We start from the raw sequence: 21,073 nt of genomic DNA, 5'->3' as shown, positions 1-21,073 counted from the left end.
CGCGCGGTGGAGGGGGCGCGGCCTCACTCCTTCGGGGCCTCCGGCTCCTCGGCGAAGTTCACCCGCTTGAACTGCTTGTTCATGGACTTGGCCAGGAACCAGGTGGCCACGCCGAGGGCGGCGAAGACGAGGAAGCCCAGCAGGCCGGGGGTGACCTTGGCGTCGTCGACGGCGAGCTCGGCGGCGAGGTGGGTGAGGTTCACGGAGGCGCTCATATCTCTATGGTGGCCCGGCTCACGGGGAGCCGGGCCGTCGGGGGGTGCTTCAGTCCCGCGTGTCGGCCGACTCGGCCGTCAGGCTGGGGGTCCGCAGGCCGGCGAACAGGTCGTCCTCCGGCAGGTCCACGTCGACCAGGGTACGGGCGAGTTCGTAGTCCTCGGTGGGCCACACCTCGCGCTGGACCTCCAGCGGGACGCGGAACCACGGACCGTCCGGGTCGATCTGGGTGGCGTGCGCGATCAGCGCGCGGTCCCGGGTCTCGAACCAGTCGCCGCAGCGGACCCGGGTGGTGATCTCGCGCTCCTTGCGGCCGCTCTTCTCCCAGCCGGCGATCCACTCGCCGTAGGGGGACTCGTGGCCGTTCTCGGAGAGGTACTTGTGCAGGGCGCGGATCCGGCCCATCGGGAAGCCGTGGTTGTAGTAGAGCTTCAGCGGCTGCCAGGGCTCGCCGGCCCCGGGGTACGCGTCGGGGTCGCCGGCGGCGTCGAAGGCCACCATGGTGATCTTGTGGGTCATGATGTGGTCGGGGTGCGGGTAGCCGCCGTTCTCGTCGTAGGTCGTGATGACCTGCGGCTTGAACTCCCGGATGAGGCGGACCAGCGGTTCGGCCGCCTCCTTGACGTCCTGCAGGGCGAAGCAGCCCTCGGGCAGCGGGGGCAGCGGGTCGCCCTCCGGCAGGCCCGAGTCCACGAAGCCCAGCCAGGCCTGCCTGATCCCGAGGATCGCGCGGGCCTCGTCCATCTCCTTGCGCCGGACCTCGTGGATGTTCTCCTCGATCTCCGGCCTGCCCTGCAGCTTGGGGTTGAGGACCGAACCGCGTTCCCCCCCGGTGCAGGTGGCCACCAGCACGTCCACCCCCTGGTCGACGTACATGGCCATGGTCGCCGCGCCCTTGCTGGACTCGTCGTCCGGGTGGGCGTGCACCGCCATCAGTCGCAACTGCTCAGTCAACGCGTGCGTTCCTTCCGAAAAATGTCCGGGCGTACCGCGCAAGCCGGTCCGCCCACCGTCCGAGCCGCTCGTGGGGCCGCGTCACCGCGGGTCCGGCCGCCGCGCGGGGGCGCCGACACGGCCGGGCCCGCCCCCGCCGGACCGGCCGCGGGCGTGCCCCTCCTATAGTGACGGACTGGAGGAGCAGCGCATTCCCCCGCACCACCCGCGCGGCCCCCTCCCCACGAGAGGACTGAGCCCCATGAGCGCTGGCACCAGGACCCCGCAGCTGCCCGAGGACCGCTACGGGCGGCGCGGCGACCGCGAGAGCGACCGCCGACTCAAGGTGGTCGGCGCGGTCTGCGCGGTGCTGGGCCTGGGCCTGGTCGCCTGGCTGGGCGGCTCCTACCTGATCCGCGAGACGAAGATCAACGGCACCGTGCCGACCTTCCAGGCGCTCTCCGACACCGAGCTCCAGCTGCACCTGGCGGTGCGCAAGAGCGACGGCACGGCCGGCAGCTGCACCGTCCGCTCGCAGGCCGAGGACGGCGCGGTGGTCGGCGTGGCCGACTTCCCCGTCCCGGCGGAGGGCTCCAGCTACGACGCGGTGGTGAGCCTGCGGACCACCGCCCGCGGCACCACCGCCGAGCTGCTGGGCTGTACGCCCGAGTAACCGCGCGGCAGGCATATTCGCCCAGGGGAGCGGGCATCCGTAGAGGAGTCCCGCCCACCAATCCTGTACACCTTGGCGCAACGCTGTCGTCAATGGAGCGCCAACGACCCTCCCGATTGTCGGTGGGAGTTGTTAGGCTCGTGGTTTCGCCCCTTCCGCACCAACTGGTACGGGAGCGGGCGTTGCTTTGTAGTTAAGACCGATATCAGCACCACTCAACACGCTGACGACTCACACCCTCAGCACAGCCCCAGCACCTACGAGGAGCACCCGTGACCCAGACCAGCGAGAACGTGACCTGGCTCACTCAGTCCGGCTACGACCAGCTCAAGGCCGAGCTGGATCACCTGACCGGCCCGTGGCGGATCGAGATCGCGCAAAAGATCGAGGCCGCGCGCGAGGAGGGTGACCTCAAGGAGAACGCCGGTTACCACGCCGCCAAGGAGGAGCAGGGCAAGTACGAGCTGCGGATCCGCCAGCTCACCCAGATCCTCGAGCGCGCCAAGGTCGGCGAGGCTCCGGCGGACTCGGGCGTGGTGGCTCCGGGCATGGTCGTCACGGTCGCCTTCGACGGCGACGAGGACGACACCATGAAGTTCCTGCTGGGCTCGCGCGAGGTCGGCGACGACGACCTGGACATCTACTCGCCGCAGTCGCCGCTCGGCCGCGCGATCGACGGCAAGACCATCGGCGACGAGGCGACCTACGAGCTGCCGAACGGCAAGCAGGCCATGGTCAAGATCATCGAGGTCAAGCCCTACTCCGGCTGACCGCACCACGACACGCCGAAGGCGGCCGCGGCACCTGCCGCGGCCGCCTTCGCGCGTGCCTGGGACGGCTCCGGGCGGCTCAGCTGCCGGAGGAGCGGTACTTGCGCACCGACAGCCAGGAGAACACCGCGATGATCACCACCGACCAGAGCACCGACATCAGCTCGGCGTGCTGCATCGGCCACACGTCGTCCACCGGGCCCACCTGGTTGCCGAAGAGGTTGCGGCAGGCCTGCACGGTGGCGCTGAACGGGTTCCAGTAGGCGACCGCCTGCAGCCAGCCCGGCATCGAGCTGACCGGCACGAAGGCGTTGGAGATGAAGGTCAGCGGGAAGAGCCAGATCAGCCCGGCCGAGGTGGCCGCCTCCGGACTGCGCACCGACAGGCCGATCAGCGCGCCGATCCAGGAGAAGGCGTAGCCGAGCAGGAGCAGCAGTCCGAACGCGCCGAGCGCGGACAGCAGCCCCTCGTGGATCCGCCAGCCGACCAGCACCGCCACCAGGGCCAGCACCACCAGGGTGAACGCGGTCTGGCAGAGGTCGGCCAGGGTGCGGCCGACCAGCACCGCCGAGCGGGCCATCGGCAGCGAGCGGAACCGGTCGACCAGGCCCTTGGACATGTCCTCGGCGATGCCCGCCGAGGCGCCGGCCACCGCGAAGGTCACGGTCTGGGCGAAGATGCCCGCCATCAGGAACTGGATGTACGCCGAGGAGCTGGACTGCGTCCCCGGGATGTTGATCGCGCCGCCCATGACGTACGAGAACAGCAGCACGAACATGACCGGCTGCATCAGGCCGAAGATCACGATCTCGGGTATCCGGGTCATCCGGCGGAGGTTGCGCTTGGCGACCACCCAGGAGTCGTGCAGGACGGCGTCCGCGCCCCGGCGCTGCCTGGGGACCGCCCCGCCGATGGCGTGCTCGGTCGCGGTGGTCATCTCAGCGCTCCTTCCCGGCCGGAACGGCCTGCTTGCCGGTGCCGGAGCCGTTGCCCCGCTCGCGCTTCCCGCCCCCGGCGGCGCCGTTCTCCCCGTCCTCGGCCTCGGTGTGGTGGCCGGTGAGGGAGAGGAAGACGTCGTCCAGGGTCGGCCGGCGCAGACCGATGTCGTCGATCTCGATCGAGCGGGCGTCCAGCTCGCGGATCACGTCGGCGAGCACCCGGGCGCCGCCGCTGACCGGGACGGTGATCCGCCGGGTGTTCTTCTCCACCGCCGGCTCGCCGAGCGCGTGGGCGGAGACCGCCGCGAGCGCGTCGGCGACCAGGTCGGGCCGCTGCACCACGACCTCGATCCGCTCGCCGCCGATCTGCGCCTTGAGCTGGTCGGCGGTGCCGCGGGCGATCACCCGGCCGTGGTCGACCACGGCGATGTCGTGGGCGAGCCGGTCGGCCTCCTCCAGGTACTGGGTGGTGAGCAGCAGCGTGGTGCCCTGTTCGACCAGCGTCTCGATGACCTCCCACAGGGCGAGCCGGTTGCGCGGGTCGAGGCCGGTGGTGGGTTCGTCCAGGAACATCACCGGCGGGCGGACGACCAGGGCGGCGGCCAGGTCGAGGCGCCGGCGCATGCCGCCGGAGTAGGTCTTGGCGGTGCGGTCCTTGGCCTCGGTGAGGTTGAACCACTCCAGCAGTTCGAGCGCCCGGGCCTTCGCCGCGCGGGCGGGCATCTGGTACAGCTCGCCCACCATCTGGAGGTTCTCGAAGCCGGTGAGGTACTCGTCGACCGCGGCGTACTGGCCGGAGAGGCCGATCAGGCTGCGGACCCGGTTCGGGTGCTTGAGGACGTCGACGCCGGCCACCGTCGCGCCGCCGGAGTCGGGGCGCAGCAGGGTGGTGAGGACGCGCACGGTGGTGGTCTTGCCGGCGCCGTTGGGGCCGAGCAGCCCGAGCACCGTGCCCTCGGGGACGTCGAGGCTGACGCCGTCCAGGGCTCGTACGTCACCGAAGGTCTTGACCAGGTTCTCGGCTTGGATGGCTGGCGCCATGGGCCTGCCTCATCTCCTCGGGGAAAATGGACATGCGTGGTCTGTCCCACTTTGCCCCCACTACGGGCAGGCGAGCGACTCTTTTTCGCCGCGACGGCGACAGAACGCGATGTATCGCGAGTCTGGCATCCGCGATATATCGCGTCAAGGATCAGGTGTCCGCCCCGGCGCCGCCCCGTCCGGGCCCCTACCGGGAGACCACGTACCCGGCGCCCCGCAGCTCGCCGAGCACCGCCGCGCAGTGCTCCGGCCCCTTGGTCTCCAGGTGCAGGTCCACCTCCACCTCGGTCAGCCCCAGCTGCGGATCGACCCGGACGTGCGCCACGTCCAGCACATTGGCGTCCACCCTGGTCAGCACCCCGAGCAGGCCCGCCAGCGCGCCCGGCCGGTCGGCCAGCCGCACCCGCAGCGAGAGGTAGCGGCCGGCCGCCGCCAGACCGTGCCGCAGCACCCGCTGCATCAGCTGCGGGTCGATGTTGCCGCCGGACAGGACCGCCACCACCGGCCCCTCGAACGAGTCCGGCCGCTCCAGCAGCGCCGCCACCGGAGCCGCCCCGGCCGGCTCCACCACCAGCTTCAGCCGTTCGAGACCGAGCAGCAGCGCCCGGGACAGCGAGTCCTCGGAGACCGTCCGGACGCCGTCCGCCAGCGTGTTGACGATCTCGAACGGAACGTCCCCCGGCCGGCCGACCATGATCCCGTCCGCCATGGTGGCGAACCGTTCCAGCGAGACCGGGTGCCCGGCCGCCAGCGAGGGCGGGTACGCGGCCGCGGCCGCCGCCTGCACCCCGATCACCCGCACGTCCGGCCGCAGCGGCTTGACCGCCGCCGCGATCCCCGCCAGCAGACCTCCGCCGCCCACCCCGACCAGGATGGTGCGCACCTCGGGGCACTGCTCCAGGATCTCCAGCCCGACGGTGGCCTGCCCGATCACGACGTCCCGGTGGTCGAACGGGTGGATGAACACCGCGCCGCCCGCCTCCGCGTACCGCTGCGCCGCCTGCAGCGCCTCGTCGACGGTCGCCCCGTGCAGCCGCACCTCGGCGCCGTACTCCCTGGTCGCCGCGATCTTCGGCAGCGGCGCGGACACCGGCATGAAGACCGTCGAGCGCACCCCCAGCAGCGAGGCGGCCAGCGCCACCCCCTGGGCGTGGTTCCCGGCACTCGCCGCGACGACCCCGCCCGCCCGCTGCACCGGGGAGAGGCCCGCGATCCGCACGTACGCCCCGCGCAGCTTGAACGAGCCGGTGCGCTGGAGGTTCTCGCACTTCAGGTGGACCGGCGCGCCGACCAGCGCGGAGAGGTGGCGGCTGCCCTCCATCGGCGTCACCCGGGCGACCCCGGCGAGCATCTTCTGGGCGCCGCGGACGTCGTCGAGGGTGATCGGCCAGCTGTGCATGACAGCAGCCTAGGGCGTCACGACACGTGGTCCGGGGACGTCGGCCCTGTTCCCGGGCCCGCCCGGCCCGCGTACGCTGCTGCTCCTGAGCCTTCCTCACCGCACGACGATCGTGAGCCGCGATGACGACGACCTCGCCCCAGGCCACCGACCTCACCGACCCCGTGCACACCCAACTCCAGTACCAGCTCGCGCTGTTCGCCCGCCGCATGGAACAGGTCCGCGGCTCCGACGGGGTGGCCGCCCTGGTCCGGGCCGCCTACCTGCTGCTCGAACGGCTGGAGCGCCTCGGCCCCGCCAACGTCAAGGCGCTGGCCGACGCGCTGGGTGTCGACTCGTCCACCGTCACCCGGCAGGCCGCCCCGCTGGTCACGGCCGGTCTGGTCGGCCGGGTGCAGGACCCGGCCGACCGGCGCGCCGTCCGGCTCGCGCTGACCCCGCTCGGCGCCGGACGGCTGGCCGAAGTCCGGGCCGGCAGAACCGAGTTGACCCGCCGACTGGTCGACGGCTGGCCGCCCGAGGAGCAGCGGGTGTTCTGCGCCCTGCTGGCCCGCTTCAACCACTCCATGGAGGAGTACACGGCGGGCCGGCAGGGCGCGGACGGCGCACAGAGCGCGTAGGACGCGCAGGACGCGCGGGGCGTGTCAGCCCAGCGCCTGCTTGAGGTCGGCCAGCAGGTCGTCGATCGACTCGATGCCGACCGAGACGCGCACCAGGTCGGCCGGAACCTCCAGCGCCGAACCGGCCACCGAGGCGTGGGTCATCCGGCCCGGGTGCTCGATCAGCGACTCCACTCCGCCCAGCGACTCGCCGAGGGTGAACAGCTCGGCCCGGTTGCAGACCTCGACCGCCGCCTCCTCGCCGCCGTTCACCCGGAACGACACCATGCCGCCGAAGGCCTTCATCTGCTTGGCGGCGATGTCGTGGCCGGGGTGCCCGGGCAGGCCCGGGTACAGCACCTGGCTGACCTTGGGGTGGCTCGCGAGCAGCTCGGCGACCTTCTCCGCGTTGGAGCTGTGCCGGTCCATCCGCACGCCGAGGGTCTTGATGCCGCGCAGCACCAGCCAGGCGTCGAAGGGGCCGGAGACCGCGCCCATCGCGTTCTGGTGGTAGGCGACCTCCTCGCCGAGGCCCGCCTCGGCGATCACCAGGGCGCCGCCGACCACGTCCGAGTGGCCGCCCATGTACTTGGTGGTCGAGTGCACGACCACGTCGGCGCCGAGCGCGATCGGCTGCTGCAGGTAGGGGCTGGCGAAGGTGTTGTCGACCACCAGCAGCGCGCCGGCGCCGTGCGCGATCTCGGCCAGCGCGGCCAGGTCGGTGATGCCCAGCAGCGGGTTGGACGGGGTCTCCACCCACACCGCGCGGGTGTTGGGGCGCAGCGCCTCGCGGACGGTGGCGAGGTCCTGGGTGTTGGCCACGGAGAACTCGACGCCCCAGCGGGTCAGCACCTTGGCGAAGAGCCGGAAGGTGCCGCCGTAGGCGTCGTTGGGGATCACGATGTGGTCGCCCGGCTTGAGGATCGTGCGCAGCAGGGTGTCCTCGGCGGCGAGGCCGGAGGCGAAGGCGAGGCCCCGGGCGCCGCCCTCCAGCGCGGCGAGGCACTCCTCCAGCGCGGTACGGGTCGGGTTGGCGCTGCGGCTGTACTCGTAGCCGCCCCGCAGGCCGCCCACCCCGTCCTGCTTGTAGGTGGACACCTGGTAGATCGGCGTGACGACGGCCCCGGTCTGGGGGTCTGCTTCCTGACCCGCGTGGATGGCGAGGGTCTCGAAGCCCTGGGGAAGCTGGTGCTCGGTCATGCTCCGAGCGTAGTCGGCCGGGGGGCGGCTGCCGCCCGGAAGCCGCCGGGACGCCGCCGGGACGCCGCCGCGCGGCCGGAATCCCCCGGTGCCCGGCCGTGTTGGAACGTCCGCAACCCTTCCCGAACCGTTGGAGCAGGCCGTGCTGTTCAACCGCCACAAGACCTCGCTCGTTCCCGCCGACCAGGCGCTCCCCGGCCGCCAGGCCCCGGCGTTCACGCTGAGCGAGCCGCACACCGTGCTCGGAAACCCGCTGACCGGCCCGTACCCCGGGGGTCTCGAGGTCGCGGACTTCGGGCTGGGCTGCTTCTGGGGCGCCGAGCGCACGTTCTGGCGGCTGCCCGGCGTCTGGACGACGCTGGTCGGCTACCAGGGCGGCCACACCCCGAACCCGACCTACGAGGAGGTGTGCAGCGGCCTGACCGGGCACACCGAGGCGGTCCGGGTGGTGTACGACCCCGCGGTGGTCTCCTACGAGCGGCTGCTGAAGACCTTCTGGGAGGCGCACGACCCGACCCAGGGCAACCGCCAGGGCAACGACGTCGGCACCCAGTACCGCTCGGCCGTCTACACCCACTCCCCGGCGCAGGCCGCCGCCGCGACCGCCACCCGGGACGCCTTCCAGCCGGCGCTCACCGCGCTCGGCCTCGGCCCGATCACCACCGAGATCGCCCCGGCGGGTCCGTTCTACCCCGCCGAGCCCTACCACCAGCAGTACCTGTCGGACGCCAAGAACCCCAACGGCTACTGCGGCCTCGGCGGCACCGGCGCGAGCTGCCCGATCGGGGTGGCCCGGACGGGCGCCGAGGGCTGAGGTCACCCACGGCTTCCGGCCCCGGCCGCGGGGGCGCAGACTGGAGGGACCGGTAGGGCGGCCGCGTCACCGTCCCTGGTGACGCGGCCGCCCCTGTCCCGAGGAGCACCTCATGGCCGGTCTCATCCGCAAGAACTTCGACACCGATCCCGACGAGGTCCGCCCGTTCGAGGCGGACAAGGGCGAGATGCGCCTGGTCCACCTGGACGGCGGGGGCGTCGGACGGGCGGTGTTCCAGCCCGGCTGGCAGTGGTCCCAGCACGTCAAGCCGATCGCCGGGACGGACAGCTGCCAGGCCGCCCACGCCGGCTACGTCCTCTCCGGACGGCTGAAGGTCGTCATGGACGACGGCGAGGAGGACGAGTTCGGTCCCGGCGACTTCATGCTCTGCCCGCCCGGCCACGACGCCTGGGTGGTCGGCGACGAGCCGGCGGTCGTCCTGGACTGGCAGGGCTACGTCGACTACGCCAAGCGCTCCTGAGCACCCGGCCGGCGCGGGTCAGCCCCGCCGGACCTCGTGCATGAAGCACCCGAAGTCCACCGCGCGGGCGTGCAGCACGGCCACCCGCGGGTCGGCGAGCAGCCGCGCCGCGACCGCCTCGGCGGTCTCCGGCTCGACCAGTTCGCCGCCGAGGATGCGCCCGCGCCGGTCGTAGGCGCGCAGCACCCGCTGACCGCCGTGGAAGCCGGCCGGCCAGCCCGGTCCGGCCGGACCGGCGCACGGCCCGTCGTGCACGAAGACCGGGCCGGTCTCGTCGTACGGTCCGGGCTCGGCCCCGGTCTCGGCGGCCCAGCGCCGCAGCGGCGCGTAGCTCACCAGGGCGATCCGCTCCCCGGCCCGCGCCCTGGTCAGGCAGCAGCGCAGCGGGGCGCCGCCGTCCTCGTCGACGGACCGCACGGGCGGGCGTCCGGCGTCGTCGCGCACCAGCAGGGCGCGGTGCACGGCGGGGTCGATCGGGCGGACGGTCAGGACGGACGGGACGGTGGAGGTTGTCGTCATGCCTCCACCCTCCTGCCGCGGCCGCCGGGAGTCCGGCGGTTTTCGGCCGTCGCGTTCGGCAGCCCGCCGGCCGTCAGCGCGCGGACGGCGTTCCCGTCCCGCTGCCGGCGGTGGCCCAGGGGTCGGGGCGGCGCGGATCGATCAGGGCCGCGAGCCGCGTCCCGTCCGCCGCCCAGGCCGCCACGTCCGGGGAACCGGTGCGCCCGTTCGGTCCGGAGGACGCGGGGGCGGCGCCGGGGAACACCGCGTAGTAGGCGGTCCAGCCCTCCATCCCGGCGGTGGTGACCAGGGTCGCGACCACCTGTGTGCCGTTCAGCTCGACCGTGATGGTGGCCGGCGCCGGGCCCAGGTACAGGCCGGTCACCACGGTCCGCTGCGCGTCGCCGCTGCTCTGCGCACCCACGGTGGGCCGGCTGTGGTCGAGGTTGTCGCTGGTGGCGTCGCGGCAGCCGAACGGTTTCTCCCAGGTACCGGTGGCGCTCTCCCACTGCTCGACGCAGGACTCGGTCGCGGTGACGCTCATCCGGAAGCCGTCGACGATCGCGACCTGCTCGCCGGGCGCCACCCGCTTGACCGGCGAGTCCGGCCGGTGCTTCGGCCCGCTGCCCGACGGGGTCGCGGCGGACGCCTCCGGCGCGACGGGCACGTGCACGGGCGCCGTCCCGTCGACCGGGATGGGGGTACCCGTGCCGGGAAGGCGGCTGGCGGCGGGGAGTCCGGCGGCGGTCGGCGCCCCCGCCGCCACCACCGCGCCGCCGCCCGGCTGGCCGTCACCCTGGGTGAGCGCCGCGCCACCGGCGATCAGCGCCACGGCGAGCGCGGCCGCCCCCGCGCCGGCCCGCCGGCGGGCCCGGCGGCGCCGCGCCACGGCGATCACCGCCGCCGGGTCGGGCCCGGCCGCCACCCGCCCCCGGTCCTCCTGCTTGAGCAGCTCGTCGAGCCGCTGTTCGAAGCTGCTGCCGTCGCTCATACCGCCACCTCGATGTCGCTCGGGTCGTGGCCCGCCGGACCGCCGGAGCGGTCGGCGAGCTCGGGCCGTGCGCGCAGCTTCGAGAGCGCCCGGTGCAGGGTGGACTTGACCGTCCCGGGCGCGATGCCCAGTTCGGCGGCGGTCTGCGCCTCGCTCAGGTCCGCGTAGTACCGCAGCACGACGACGGCCCGCTCGCGCCGGGTGAGCGCGGCCAGCGCCTGGTGCAGCAGCGCCCGCTGGGCCTGCTGTTCGGCGAAGTCCGCCGGCCCGGGCCGGTCGGGGGCGCGGTCGGTGGGCAGCTCGCGGTTGCGCAGCCGCCGCCACCAGTCGCGGTGCTGGTTGACGACGATCCGCCGCACGTAGGCGGCCGGGTCGTCCGCGTTCGCGGTGATCCTGGGCCAGTGCAGGTAGGCGCGTTCCAGCGCGGACTGCACGATGTCCCCGGCCCGGTGCGGATCACCGGTCAGCAGCTCGGCCAGCCTGGTCAGCTGGGGTCCGAGGCCGACGACGAACGCACTGAATTCGGCGTCCAGGCGCTCCCTCTGCTCGCGTTTCACACCCCCCTGACTCCTCGGGGGACGGGCGGGGTTCTGTCCTGCCGGGCGGAAGTCGCCGGCACCCCGGGGAGCGTCAGATCGCGCTGCCGGCCTTCCAGTCGGCCCAGCCCATGTTCCAGCCGCTCAGGCCGTTGGACGGCGCGATGGTCTTGTCGCCGGAGTTCACGACCTCGACCACGTCGCCGATCATCGAGCTCTTGTAGAACTTGTAGCCGTCCGCGCTCGCGTCCTGGCCGCCCTTGACGTCGCGCAGGCCGACGCAGCCGTGGCTGGTGTTCTGGCTGCCGAAGGTCGACGCCGGGGACCAGTAGTTGCCGTGGATGAAGGTGCCGGAGGTGCTGAGCCGCTGGGCGTGCGGCACGTCCGGGATGTCGTACTCGCTGCCGAGGCCGACGGTCTGCGAGTTCATCCGGGTCTGCTGGTACTGCTCGGTGATCACCATCTTGCCGCCCCAGGTGCGGAACTCGGGCGAGCCGCCGGAGATCGCGTAGACGGCGCTGACCTGGCCGTCCGTGGTGACGGTGAGCTTCTTGGCGGCGAGGTCGGCGACGCTGGTCTGCGCCCGGCCGATGGTGAAGCGCACGTCCTTGGACTGGGTGCCGTAGACGCCCTTCGCGCCCTGGACGTCCTTCAGCCGGAGCTTGACGGTCACCTTGGTGCCCTTGGCCCAATACTGCTGCGGCCGGAAGTCGAGGCGGGTGCTGGAGAACCAGTGCCCGACGATCTCGACGCCCGGCTCGGCTATCACGGTGATCGCCTGCTGGACGGTCTTGCGGTCGGTGACCGGCTTGCTGAAGTTGATCGAGACGGGCATGCCGACGCCGACGACCGAACCGTCCTCGGGCGTGAAGTAGCCGACGAAGGTGTTGGCCGGGGTGGCCGTGGTGAAGACGGCGTTGGCGTCGGCCTCCAGCTTCTCCTTGTCGAAGGCGACCGCGGACACCGTGTACTTGGTGCCGCTGGCCGGGGCGGCGGCGGAGGTCCAGAGGGTGCCGTCCGCGGACAGCTCGCCGGCCAGCGCCTTGCCGGTGGAGTCGGTGACCTTGACCGTGGTGAAGGTGCCGCCGGCGACGGCGACCCGGACCGGCTCGCTGAAGCTGGCGGCGGTGGCGCCGTCGGCCGGGGTGACGGTGATCACGGCGGCCGAGGTCTTCGGGGTCGGGGTGCTGGTGGCGCTGGGCGTGGCCTGCGCGCCGCCGGTGGCCGTACCGCCGGCGCTGCCGCTCCCGCCGCCACTGCCACCCGACCCGCCGCTGCCGCCGGACCCACCGCTGCCGGCGGTGCCGGTGCCGGTGCCGGCACCGGCCTCGGCGCTCTTGCTGTCGTTGCAGGCCGCCAGCAGCAGGACCGGGGCGCCGATCAGGCCCGCCAGCACACCGCGCCGGCTCCAGTTGCTGCCGGTCGTTCGACCGCGACCTTCCCGTGCCGTCACGTCGCCCACTCCCTGCTGATCATCCGGGCATTACGGATACAGAAACGCAATCCGTGCGTTCACGGTTCCATCACCAACGGCTTGCGATCGTACGAGAATCCGAAACGGGGCGCCAAATATGGACAAATGCCCGGTCTGCGGACAGCAGACCGGGCATTCACGCGCTGTGACGGGCGCGCCCTACTCGGCGGACTCCTCCACCGCGTACTCGTCCCACTCGTCACTCTCCGGGTCGAAGTCGGTCTTCGCCGACTCCCAGGTCGCCGAGGCGAGCTCGACGCCCGGGACGTCGCCGAGCAGCGCCACCGGGTCGATGAAGTGGGCGAGCGAACCCGACGGGTCCACCTCGATGGCCTCGACGGACTGCGCGCGCTCCTCGTCGTCGAGGTACTCGTCCTCGGCCACCTGTGCCAGGGCCGCCGCCTTGAGGGCGCCCTCGTCGGTGATCTCGGCGATGAGCTCGATGGCGAGCCGGACGTAGCGCGGGCCGTCCTGGTCGGTCGTGTCAGTGCTGGTCATGGCAGTGAGGTTACGGGAAGCGACGGGTGCGCAGGCACCGGAGACGGGAGGGGCCGGCCCTTCCCTGAGGAAGGACCGGCCCCGCCGCCTCCGCCGGACTCCCCCACCCGGGAGCCGCGGAGACGCGCCAAGCGGCGCGGTCGCCCGGGAACCGCCACACCCTGGCAACCGGCCGCAGCCGGGCAGGGGCGGGACGACGGCGTCTCCACGGGCAGGGACACCACCGGCCGGATCAGGACCGACCGTCGTGCCCGAGACGGGACGCGCCGCCGGGGAGCCGCTCCCGGTCGGTCGCCGCCGTCTCGCTCGGCGTCTTGCCGTGAGCACAACGATGCCGCAGCCGTGTTAAGCCCGTGCTGCACGGAGATGACGCCGGTGTACCAGTTCGCCCGGAAACGGAACCTCCGCCCCCCCGGGGCTCCCGGCCCACCGGCCCTCAGCCGCCGGGTCGGGGTCGGCGACTGACGCCGGCTCAGTGCCCGGCGCGGCTGCCGGTCAGGAAGCCCAGCAGGTCCTGGCGGGTGACGATGCCCTGCGGCTTGCCCTCCACCAGCACCACCGCGGCGTCGGCCTTCTCCAGCACCGTCATCAGGTTGGTGACGGTCTCGCCCGAGCCGACCACCGGCAGCGGCTTGGACATCACCTTGTCCAGCGTGTCGGTCAGCTGGATGTCGCCCGAGAAGACGCCCTCCAGCAGCAGCTTCTCCACCACCGAGCCGATCACCTCGCCGGCCATGATGTCCGGGTGGCCGGCGCCCGGCGAGACCACCGGCATCTGCGAGACGCCGTACTCGCGCAGCACCCGGACCGCCTCGGCGACCGTCTCGTTGGGGTGCATGTGGACGAACTGCGGGATGCCCTCGTGCTCGATGGCGTCCTTGCGGGCCAGCACCTCGCCGATGTGCGCCTCGTCGGTGGCGGACGGCAGGAAGCCGTAGTCGGCCATCCAGTCGTCGTTGAAGATCTTCGACAGGTAGCCGCGACCGCCGTCCGGCAGCAGCACCACGACGACGTCGTCCGGGCCGAGGCCGCGGGCGACCTCCAGCGCGGCGACGACCGCCATGCCGCAGGAGCCGCCGACCAGCAGGCCCTCCTCCTTGGCCAGGCGGCGGGTCATCTGGAAGGAGTCCTTGTCGGAGACGGCGACGATGCCGTCCGCGACGGTGCGGTCGTAGGCGGTCGGCCAGAAGTCCTCACCGACGCCCTCGACCAGGTACGGCCGGCCGGTGCCGCCCGAGTAGACCGAGCCCTCCGGGTCGGCGCCGATCACCTTGACCTTGCCGCCGGAGACCTCCTTCAGGTAGTTGCCGGTGCCGGAGATGGTGCCGCCGGTGCCGACGCCCGCCACGAAGTGGGTGATCCGGCCCTCGGTCTGCTCCCACAGCTCCGGACCGGTGGAGTGGTAGTGCGAGGCCGGGTTGTCCGGGTTGGAGTACTGGTCCGGCTTCCAGGCGTTCGGGGTCTCGCGGACCAGGCGGTCGGAGACGTTGTAGTACGAGTCCGGGTGCTCGGGGGCGACGGCGGTCGGACAGACGACCACCTCGGCGCCGTACGCGCGCAGCGTGTTGATCTTGTCCGTGGAGACCTTGTCGGGACAGACGAAGATGCACTTGTAGCCCTTCTGCTGGGCCACGATCGCCAGGCCGACACCGGTGTTGCCGGAGGTCGGCTCGACGATGGTGCCGCCGGGCTTGAGGGCGCCGGACGCCTCGGCGGCCTCGATCATGCGCATCGCGATGCGGTCCTTCACCGAGCCACCGGGGTTGAAGTACTCGACCTTGGCGAGCACGGTGGCGCTGATCCCCTCGGTGACCTTGTTCAGCTTGACCAGCGGCGTGTTGCCGACCAGGTCGATGATCGAGTTGTGGTACCGCACGGGGGTCCTCCCGGTCTGTGGGCATGCAGTGGCTTTCGGTACTGCAAAGCCTAGGCCGTACCACGGGCCCCGGAAGGCCCGTGCGCACCACGAACGGCCCACCCCGGTCGTAGGGCGGGGCGATCGCGGGTACGAGGGGTGTACACGCATCGGGAGCGGCCCTTCACCGGGTGGCACGAGGACGCGAAGGGGGCACCGGATGGCCACGGCACAGGAGTCACGGGCCCGGGTGGCCCGCCGGATCGCCACCGCGGCGGCGTACGGCGGCGGCGGGCTCGGCGTGCTGGGCGTGGGTCTGGTGGGTCTGCTGCTGACCGAGAGCAAGCTGGCCGTCCAGGCCATCGGCATCCTGGAGGGTGCCCCGCCGAAGGCGGACGGCGTCTACGGCGAGGCCTTCGCCGACACCTCCGCCGCGCCGCAGCCGCCGCTGGTGCTGGCCTTCCTCGGCGACTCCACCGCGGCGGGCCTGGGGGTGCTGCGGGCCCGCGAGACGCCGGGGGCGCTGCTCGCGGCCGGGCTCGCCTCGGTCGCCGAGCGTCCGGTCCGGCTGGTCAACGTGGCGTTCTCCGGCGGCCGCTCCGCCGACCTGGCCGGCCAGCTGGACCAGGCCCTGGCGTACCGCCCCGACATCGCCGTGATCATGGTCGGCGCCAACGACGTGACCCGGCACAGCCCGGCCCAGCTCGCCGTGCGCCAGCTGGGCGAGACGGTCGCCGCGCTGCGTGCCACCGGCTGCCAGGTGGTGGTCGGCACCTGCCCGGACCTCGGGACGATCAAGCCGGTCCGCCCGCCGCTGCGCTGGGTGGCCCGCCGGCTGAGCCGCCAGCTGGCCGCCGCGCAGACCATCGCGGTGGTGGAGGCGGGCGGCCGGACGGTCTCGCTCGGCTCGCTGCTCGGTCCGGAGTTCGCGGCCCGGCCGGAGATGTTCGCCGCCGACCGCTACCACCCCTCGGCCCAGGGCTACGCGACGGCCGCGATGGCCGTGCTGCCCTCGGTCTGCGCCGTGCTGGACCTCTGGCCGCAGGAGGAGCGGCCGGGCGCAACGGTGCCGGGCGAGGCCGTGCTGCCGGTGGCGGTGGCCGCGGCGGCCGCCGCCGGACGCTCCGGCTCCGAGGTGGCGGCGGTCGGCGGCGAGGCCGGGGCGGCCGGGCGCTGGGCCCTGCTGCGCCACCGGCTGCGGGTCGGTCTGCCGGGCTCCGGGGCGGCCGGGGAGCCCGGCGAACAGGGCCGCCCGGGCCCCGGGAACACGTCGGCCAGCTCACACACCGGGGCGGGTGACGACTGACCTACCAGACGGTAACTTTCCTCCCGGACGCCTGTCCGCCGCCACTCAGCGAGGAGCCCGCCATGCCCGAAGCCGTCATCGTCAGCGCCACCCGTTCGCCGATCGGCCGGGCCTTCAAGGGCTCGCTGAAGGACGTCCGCCCGGACGACCTGACCGCGCACGTCATCCAGGCCGCCCTGGCCAAGGTGCCGCAGCTCGACCCGCGCGAGATCGACGACCTGATGCTCGGCTGCGGCCTGCCCGGCGGCGAGCAGGGCCACAACCTGGCCCGGATCGTGGCGGTGCAGATGGGCATGGACTACCTGCCCGGCGCCACCATCACCCGGTACTGCTCCTCCTCGCTGCAGACCACGCGGATGGCGCTGCACGCGATCAGGGCCGGCGAGGGCGACGTCTTCGTCTCGGCCGGCGTGGAGACCGTCTCGCGCAGCGTCCACGGCACCTCGGACGGCCTGCCGGGCACCATGAACCCGCTGTTCGACGAGGCGCGGGCGCGCACCGCCAAGCGCGCGGAAGAGGGCACGTGGGGGGCGGCGCGCAGCGCCTCGAACGAGGGTGGTGGCGGGCGGCGGGAGGGCTGGCACGACCCGCGCGAGGACGGGCTGCTGCCGGACGCCTACATCGCGATGGGCCAGACCGCCGAGAACCTGGCGGCGCTCAAGGGCATCACCCGCGCCGAGCAGGACGAGTTCGGCGTGCGCTCGCAGAACCTCGCCGAGGCCGCCATCGAGGCGGGCTTCTGGGAGCGCGAGATCACCCCGGTCACGCTGCCGGACGGCACCGTGGTCAGCAAGGACGACGGCCCGCGCGCGGGCGTCACGCTGGAGGGCGTCTCCGGTCTCAAGCCGGTCTTCCGACCGGACGGCACGGTGACCGCCGGTAACTGCTGCCCGCTGAACGACGGCGCCGCCGCCCTGGTGATCATGTCCGACACCAAGGCCCGCGAGCTGGGCATCACCCCGCTCGCCCGGGTGGTCTCCACCGGGGTCAGCGCGCTCTCCCCCGAGATCATGGGCTACGGCCCGGTCGAGGCCTCGAAGCAGGCGCTCAAGCGGGCCGGCCTGACCATCGGCGACATCGACCTGGTCGAGATCAACGAGGCCTTCGCCGCCCAGGTGATCCCGTCCTACCGGGACCTCGGCGTCGACCTGGACCGACTGAACGTCAACGGCGGCGCGATCGCCGTCGGCCACCCCTTCGGCATGACCGGCGCCCGGATCACCACCACCTTGATCAACTCCCTGCAGTGGCACGACAAGCAGTTCGGCCTGGAGACCATGTGCGTCGGCGGCGGCCAGGGCATGGCCATGGTCATCGAGCGGCTCAGCTGACCCCGGCGGACCGCTCCCCCGTCAACCCCGAAGGGTCCAGACCACCCGTTTGGAGTGACGCAGCGTAATTGAGGGCCGGATCACACCGAGAGGTCGATCCGGCCCTCTTTCCGTTCATTTCCGGGCCGGAAATCGACGGTGCGGAGCGGATCAACTCCGCAGCGTAGAGCGGTACTACCTAACAATTTGGGGACAAGAGCGAAAGTCACTGACAAAGTGGACATTCGCCACTGCGGTAACAGGGCCGGATGCGGCAGTGTGGAGACGTAACCCCGTTCCGCTCCTCGCTAGGAGTACGTTCCGTGAGCGCCGTCTACACCCTCCTGCTGCTGATCCTGATCGCCGTGTCGACCGCCGTGCTGCTCCACCTCCGGGGAATCTCCCGCCGGCTGGACGAGCGGGCCGCCGCCGCTCCGGTCGTCGACGAGGCGGCGATACGCCGGGCCGTCGCCGAGGCCCTGGCCGCCGACCGCGAGCGGGAGATCACCGAGGCCCGGGCGTTCTGGGCCGAGCAGGAGGCCCGCGCGGCCGAGGACGCGCCACTGTTCGACTCCCCGTTCGCCGGGGTCTTCCAGACCACCGACGAGTGGCCGCTCTTCTTCCCCCGCCCGACCGGTCCGGGCGAGGCGGCCGACAACGCGGGCACCATGGACCCGGAGTTCGGCGAGGCGCTGCGCTCGGCGCTGGAGGACCTCATCAACGAGGGCGGCGTCCGCCCGGCCGGGCCCGACGGCGAGGGCGGCGCCCCGCTGCGCCCCGGCCACCCGGCCGGTGCCCCGGCCGCCGAGGGCTCCGGGGACGCCCGGGCCCGGCGCGAGGCCGACCTGCTGGCCACCGGTCTGGAGGCCGGGCTGCTGGACGCCGAGTCGGCCGTCGAGGACGCCCCGGTCACCGCGCCCGACCCGCGCCGCCACCCCTCGCACCCCGACTTCGTGCCCAGCCAGGCGCCGTCCCGGGAGTGGACCGACACCCGGCTGACCGCGCTCGCCGAGGAGGGCACCGCCCTGGTCGACGTCCGCCCCGGCCCGCTCGGCACCCTGGACGTCTACGCCTTCGCCGACGGCACCACGCTGTGCGTGGCCCCGGGCGACCGCGAGGCCGCGTACCGGCTGATCGACGCCGTCCGGGCCGGTGAGAACGTCCGGCTGCTCGGTGGCTCCCGGTTCTCCGGCTCCTACTCGCTGACCTTCTCCACCGACGAGGACACCGTCTACGTGCTCGCCGACCGGGTGGTGGCCAGCATCTGACCCGACCACAGCACGAGGCCCGGGGGCCGGACGGATCAAGGGGTTACCGATCCGTCCGGCCCCCGGGCCTTTCGGCTGTCCCGCGGCTTCTCCGCCGTCCCGCGGTCAGACCGCCGCGGTGGTCTCCGCGAGCCACCCCAGGGCCCGCTCCCGCACCGCCTCGGCCGTCACCGGTCCGTCCGCCAGCGCCACCGCGGCGTCCCCGGGCAGTGCGGCCAGCGCCGCCGCCAGGTCGTGTCCGACCACCGCGAGCTGGTCGCCGACGGCGAACGCCCCGGCGTCCGGCAGCTCGGGCAGCTCCCCAGCGTGCGCCCCGCCGTCCGGGCGCGCCGCCTCGGCCGCCCGCGCCGCGACCGCCAGCCGGCGGGCCAGCGCCAGCCCGGCCGCCGCCCGCGAGGGGTGCCCGGGGACGGCGCCCAGCAGCCGGCTCTGCGGCATCGAGCGGAACCGGTCCGCCAGCGCGTCGACGGCTTCGGCCAGGGTGGTGTCTTCGGGCGTCTCGGACATGCCGCGAGCATACGGGGCACGGGCCCGGAAAGCCGCCGGGCCCCGGAGCGAACGGCTCCGGGGCCCGGCGGCAGTGGTGGTGCGACGGAGGATCAGTCGTCGCCGCGCAGGATCGCGATCAGCCGCAGCATCTCGACGTAGATCCAGACCAGCGACAGGGTGAGCCCGAAGGCCGCCCGCCAGGACTCCTTCTGCGGCGCGCCGTGGGCGATCGCCTCCTCGATGGCCGCGAAGTCCAGCGAGAGGAAGAACGCGCCGAGGCCGATGCCGACCAGGCCGACCACGATGCCGAGCGGGCCGGAACGCAGCCCCATGTCGGCGCCGAAGACCATCGAGGCGACCATGTTGACCAGCATCAGCAGCACGAAGCCCATGGCGATCGCGATGCCGATCCGGGTGTAGCGCGGGGTGACCCGGATCCGGCCGGTCTTGTAGGCGATCAGCATCGCCGCGAAGACGGCCGCGGTGCCCAGCACCGCCTGGATCGCGATGCCCGGCCAGATGGTGTTGAACACCTTGGTGATCGCGCCGAGCGCGAAGCCCTCCAGGCCCGCGTACAGCAGGATCAGCGGCGGGCTGACGCTCCGCTTGAAGGAGATCACCATGCCGACCACGAAGGCGATCAGCGAGGCGCCGATGGCCAGGCCGAAGTTCCGGTCCGGCAGCGCGAACCAGGCCAGACCACCGGCGGCGACCAGGGTGAGCAGCGTCATCGCGGTGCGCGCGACCACGTCGTCGAGCGTCATCCGGCCCGTCGCCAGCGGACCGGCGGACGGCGCGTTGTACATCTCGACGAGCTGCTCGTCGGTCAGCGGCGCCTGGCCCTGCGGCTGCTGGGCGTAGGGGCTGTTGGCGTACGGGTTGTTGCCGTACGGGTTGTTGCCGTAGGGGTTCGTGGCGTACGGGCCCCCGGCCGGCGGGGTCTGGGTGGTCCCGAAACCCGCGTAGCCGGACTCGCGGGTGAAGGACCCCTCCCGCGAGAAGACCGGGTTGCTGCTTCTCATTGCTCATTCCCTCCGGGGCGGCACTGCACCGCCCGAAGCACAAGGGTAATGGCTTGGCAAAGAAATCGGCATCCGCCGCGAGAAGGATTCGCCGACCGGCGCCCTGGCGGGGACGCCGGTCGGCGTCCCCGCGAGCAAGCACGTGTGCCCAGAGCCGGACTCGAACCGGCACGGCCTTTCGGCCAAGCAGTTTTAAGCTGCCCGTGTCTGCGTTCCACCATCTGGGCGTCCTGCGGACCCGGCCCCGCCGACGGAGCGGAGAGCATCGCTCCGCCGCCCGTGCGGACCACCCCTGAGCCTAGTCTCCCGGCCTCCTCTTTCGCATGTTCCGAGGCGGGGAAGTTGTCATGTTTCCTTGCCATCTGACGAACTGTCCGTGATTTGGCCACCGGACCCGCTCGATCCGGCCACCGCCCTCCGACTCAGGGGCGGTGTCATACCGCAGGAGGAGGGCGCCACCTGGGCGTACGCCCAGCGGTGGTCGGACCAACCGTCCGACGGAGCGACGAGGAACCATGATCATCGGGCGGAGCATGGAGGTACGGCCGGACGCCCCTTGGAAGGGCCCGGCCGTCCAAGCACTTCTCCCGCGCCGCACCACCCGGCGCGCCCCCTGCCTGCCGAGCCCGAGGAGCATCCCCGTGACCACGTCGACCGCAACCGCCGTCCGCACCGGCCGGGCGGCCGCCCGCGCCACCGGCCTGAACAAGGTCTACGGGGAGGGGGAGACCCGCGTCGTCGCCCTCGACAACGTCAGCGTCA

22 protein-coding genes, 1 tRNA gene and 1 pseudogene are annotated in these 21,073 nt (G+C 72.8%); 9 read left to right on the top strand and 15 right to left on the bottom strand.

Translation table 11 applies throughout. The features are described 5' to 3' along the window. Window positions 1-23: 23 nt before the first annotated feature. Together ABT238_RS14200 and mca are read right to left on the bottom strand one after the other, a co-directional pair. Entirely contained in the window at window positions 24-215 is a 192-nt protein-coding gene (locus ABT238_RS14200; protein WP_350563200.1) for a hypothetical protein, read from the bottom strand. 49 nt (window positions 216-264) lie between these two features. Beyond that, the gene (gene mca / locus ABT238_RS14195; protein ID WP_350563198.1) at window positions 265-1,170 is read right to left on the bottom strand and encodes a mycothiol conjugate amidase Mca; all 906 of its coding nucleotides are present in this window, start codon (window positions 1,168-1,170) and stop codon (window positions 265-267) included. A gap of 241 nt (window positions 1,171-1,411) precedes the next feature. On the opposite strand from mca, the gene ABT238_RS14190 reads away from it, so the two are divergent. Further along, on the top strand, window positions 1,412-1,822 hold the full coding sequence (locus ABT238_RS14190; RefSeq protein WP_350563196.1) for a DUF4307 domain-containing protein: 411 nt from the start codon (window positions 1,412-1,414) through the stop codon (window positions 1,820-1,822). 272 nt (window positions 1,823-2,094) lie between these two features. Further along, window positions 2,095-2,592 (top strand): transcription elongation factor GreA, encoded by a 498-nt coding sequence (gene greA, locus ABT238_RS14185; protein ID WP_350563194.1) that lies wholly within the window; start codon window positions 2,095-2,097, stop codon window positions 2,590-2,592. Between the two features lie 79 nt (window positions 2,593-2,671). Here the strand turns inward: greA and ABT238_RS14180 are convergent, their stop codons facing one another. The 3 genes from ABT238_RS14180 to ilvA all read right to left on the bottom strand — a co-directional run bounded on the left by ABT238_RS14180 (window position 2,672) and on the right by ilvA (window position 5,970). Then, window positions 2,672-3,529 (bottom strand): ABC transporter permease, encoded by an 858-nt coding sequence (locus tag ABT238_RS14180; RefSeq protein WP_350563192.1) that lies wholly within the window; start codon window positions 3,527-3,529, stop codon window positions 2,672-2,674. Between the two features lies 1 nt (window position 3,530). Then, window positions 3,531-4,571, bottom strand: coding sequence for an ATP-binding cassette domain-containing protein (locus tag ABT238_RS14175; RefSeq protein WP_350757567.1), 1,041 nt, complete (start codon window positions 4,569-4,571; stop codon window positions 3,531-3,533). Between the two features lie 187 nt (window positions 4,572-4,758). Then, window positions 4,759-5,970 carry a threonine ammonia-lyase gene (ilvA, locus tag ABT238_RS14170; protein WP_350757564.1) on the bottom strand — a complete coding sequence of 404 codons (1,212 nt, stop codon included), beginning with the start codon at window positions 5,968-5,970 and terminating at the stop codon, window positions 4,759-4,761. 122 nt (window positions 5,971-6,092) lie between these two features. Between ilvA and ABT238_RS14165 the strand changes: the two genes are divergently transcribed. Then, the gene (locus ABT238_RS14165; protein WP_350563186.1) at window positions 6,093-6,590 is read left to right on the top strand and encodes a MarR family winged helix-turn-helix transcriptional regulator; all 498 of its coding nucleotides are present in this window, start codon (window positions 6,093-6,095) and stop codon (window positions 6,588-6,590) included. 24 nt (window positions 6,591-6,614) lie between these two features. Here ABT238_RS14165 and ABT238_RS14160 read toward each other — a convergent pair whose 3' ends face one another. After that, window positions 6,615-7,769, bottom strand: a complete 1,155-nt coding sequence (locus ABT238_RS14160; RefSeq protein WP_350563184.1) for a cystathionine gamma-synthase — start codon at window positions 7,767-7,769, stop codon at window positions 6,615-6,617. 142 nt (window positions 7,770-7,911) lie between these two features. Between ABT238_RS14160 and msrA the strand changes: the two genes are divergently transcribed. Both msrA and ABT238_RS14150 read left to right on the top strand, forming a co-directional pair. Beyond that, entirely contained in the window at window positions 7,912-8,583 is a 672-nt protein-coding gene (msrA, locus tag ABT238_RS14155) for a peptide-methionine (S)-S-oxide reductase MsrA (RefSeq protein ID WP_350563182.1), read from the top strand. Between the two features lie 112 nt (window positions 8,584-8,695). Further along, entirely contained in the window at window positions 8,696-9,064 is a 369-nt protein-coding gene (locus ABT238_RS14150; RefSeq protein WP_350563180.1) for a cupin domain-containing protein, read from the top strand. 18 nt (window positions 9,065-9,082) lie between these two features. Here the strand turns inward: ABT238_RS14150 and ABT238_RS14145 are convergent, their stop codons facing one another. The 6 genes from ABT238_RS14145 to ABT238_RS14120 all read right to left on the bottom strand — a co-directional run bounded on the left by ABT238_RS14145 (window position 9,083) and on the right by ABT238_RS14120 (window position 14,937). Further along, window positions 9,083-9,583 (bottom strand): DUF1203 domain-containing protein, encoded by a 501-nt coding sequence (locus ABT238_RS14145; protein ID WP_350563178.1) that lies wholly within the window; start codon window positions 9,581-9,583, stop codon window positions 9,083-9,085. 73 nt (window positions 9,584-9,656) lie between these two features. Next, a complete protein-coding gene (locus ABT238_RS14140; RefSeq protein WP_350757561.1) occupies window positions 9,657-10,553 on the bottom strand; it encodes a hypothetical protein in 897 nt (298 codons plus the stop codon). Next, complete coding sequence (locus ABT238_RS14135; RefSeq protein WP_350563174.1) at window positions 10,550-11,110, bottom strand: SigE family RNA polymerase sigma factor; 561 nt, start codon at window positions 11,108-11,110, stop codon at window positions 10,550-10,552. The genes ABT238_RS14140 and ABT238_RS14135 overlap by 4 nt, the downstream gene beginning before the upstream one ends. A gap of 73 nt (window positions 11,111-11,183) precedes the next feature. Next, window positions 11,184-12,542, bottom strand: coding sequence for a L,D-transpeptidase (locus ABT238_RS14130; RefSeq protein ID WP_350563172.1), 1,359 nt, complete (start codon window positions 12,540-12,542; stop codon window positions 11,184-11,186). Between the two features lie 180 nt (window positions 12,543-12,722). Beyond that, window positions 12,723-13,061, bottom strand: a complete 339-nt coding sequence (locus ABT238_RS14125; protein WP_350563170.1) for a hypothetical protein — start codon at window positions 13,059-13,061, stop codon at window positions 12,723-12,725. 472 nt (window positions 13,062-13,533) lie between these two features. Further along, on the bottom strand, window positions 13,534-14,937 hold the full coding sequence (locus ABT238_RS14120; RefSeq protein ID WP_350563168.1) for a cystathionine beta-synthase: 1,404 nt from the start codon (window positions 14,935-14,937) through the stop codon (window positions 13,534-13,536). A gap of 199 nt (window positions 14,938-15,136) precedes the next feature. Between ABT238_RS14120 and ABT238_RS14115 the strand changes: the two genes are divergently transcribed. From ABT238_RS14115 to ABT238_RS14105, 3 genes are all read left to right on the top strand, one after another. Continuing rightward, complete coding sequence (locus tag ABT238_RS14115; protein WP_350563166.1) at window positions 15,137-16,222, top strand: SGNH/GDSL hydrolase family protein; 1,086 nt, start codon at window positions 15,137-15,139, stop codon at window positions 16,220-16,222. Between the two features lie 62 nt (window positions 16,223-16,284). After that, window positions 16,285-17,553 (top strand): acetyl-CoA C-acetyltransferase, encoded by a 1,269-nt coding sequence (locus tag ABT238_RS14110; RefSeq protein WP_350563164.1) that lies wholly within the window; start codon window positions 16,285-16,287, stop codon window positions 17,551-17,553. 302 nt (window positions 17,554-17,855) lie between these two features. Further along, window positions 17,856-18,800, top strand: a complete 945-nt coding sequence (locus tag ABT238_RS14105) for a hypothetical protein (RefSeq protein ID WP_350757558.1) — start codon at window positions 17,856-17,858, stop codon at window positions 18,798-18,800. A 105-nt stretch (window positions 18,801-18,905) separates the two neighbouring features. On the opposite strand, the gene ABT238_RS14100 is transcribed toward ABT238_RS14105, so the two are convergent. From ABT238_RS14100 to ABT238_RS14090, 3 genes are all read right to left on the bottom strand, one after another. After that, window positions 18,906-19,307, bottom strand: a complete 402-nt coding sequence (locus tag ABT238_RS14100; protein ID WP_350757555.1) for a hypothetical protein — start codon at window positions 19,305-19,307, stop codon at window positions 18,906-18,908. A gap of 92 nt (window positions 19,308-19,399) precedes the next feature. Continuing rightward, a complete protein-coding gene (locus ABT238_RS14095; protein WP_350563158.1) occupies window positions 19,400-20,311 on the bottom strand; it encodes a Bax inhibitor-1/YccA family protein in 912 nt (303 codons plus the stop codon). A gap of 145 nt (window positions 20,312-20,456) precedes the next feature. After that, window positions 20,457-20,538, bottom strand: a tRNA-Leu gene (locus ABT238_RS14090). A 414-nt stretch (window positions 20,539-20,952) separates the two neighbouring features. Here ABT238_RS14090 and ABT238_RS14085 point away from each other — a divergent pair. Then, window positions 20,953-21,073, top strand: a pseudogene (locus ABT238_RS14085) (ABC transporter ATP-binding protein); the annotation flags it as partial.

It is taken from the genome of Kitasatospora sp. NPDC001527, from assembly GCF_040298605.1.
GTDB lineage: Bacteria > Actinomycetota > Actinomycetes > Streptomycetales > Streptomycetaceae > Kitasatospora.
Note: the sequence above shows the minus strand (reverse complement) of the source record. Positions and strands in the feature narration are given on the sequence as shown.

Bases quoted from the DNA above. Each gene is read 5' to 3' on its own strand.
- ABT238_RS14175 (WP_350757567.1), bottom strand. From the start codon at position 4,571: ATGGCGCCAGCCATCCAAGCCGAGAACCTGGTCAAGACCTTCGGTGAC.
- ABT238_RS14095 (WP_350563158.1), bottom strand. From the start codon at position 20,311: ATGAGAAGCAGCAACCCGGTCTTCTCGCGGGAGGGGTCCTTCACCCGC.
- ABT238_RS14100 (WP_350757555.1), bottom strand. From the start codon at position 19,307: ATGTCCGAGACGCCCGAAGACACCACCCTGGCCGAAGCCGTCGACGCG.
- ABT238_RS14140 (WP_350757561.1), bottom strand. From the start codon at position 10,553: ATGAGCGACGGCAGCAGCTTCGAACAGCGGCTCGACGAGCTGCTCAAG.
- ABT238_RS14145 (WP_350563178.1), bottom strand. From the start codon at position 9,583: ATGACGACAACCTCCACCGTCCCGTCCGTCCTGACCGTCCGCCCGATC.
- ilvA (WP_350757564.1), bottom strand. From the start codon at position 5,970: ATGCACAGCTGGCCGATCACCCTCGACGACGTCCGCGGCGCCCAGAAG.
- ABT238_RS14125 (WP_350563170.1), bottom strand. From the start codon at position 13,061: ATGACCAGCACTGACACGACCGACCAGGACGGCCCGCGCTACGTCCGG.
- ABT238_RS14200 (WP_350563200.1), bottom strand. From the start codon at position 215: ATGAGCGCCTCCGTGAACCTCACCCACCTCGCCGCCGAGCTCGCCGTC.
- ABT238_RS14115 (WP_350563166.1), top strand. From the start codon at position 15,137: ATGGCCACGGCACAGGAGTCACGGGCCCGGGTGGCCCGCCGGATCGCC.
- ABT238_RS14150 (WP_350563180.1), top strand. From the start codon at position 8,696: ATGGCCGGTCTCATCCGCAAGAACTTCGACACCGATCCCGACGAGGTC.
- ABT238_RS14165 (WP_350563186.1), top strand. From the start codon at position 6,093: ATGACGACGACCTCGCCCCAGGCCACCGACCTCACCGACCCCGTGCAC.
- ABT238_RS14160 (WP_350563184.1), bottom strand. From the start codon at position 7,769: ATGACCGAGCACCAGCTTCCCCAGGGCTTCGAGACCCTCGCCATCCAC.
- ABT238_RS14190 (WP_350563196.1), top strand. From the start codon at position 1,412: ATGAGCGCTGGCACCAGGACCCCGCAGCTGCCCGAGGACCGCTACGGG.
- ABT238_RS14180 (WP_350563192.1), bottom strand. From the start codon at position 3,529: ATGACCACCGCGACCGAGCACGCCATCGGCGGGGCGGTCCCCAGGCAG.
- ABT238_RS14110 (WP_350563164.1), top strand. From the start codon at position 16,285: ATGCCCGAAGCCGTCATCGTCAGCGCCACCCGTTCGCCGATCGGCCGG.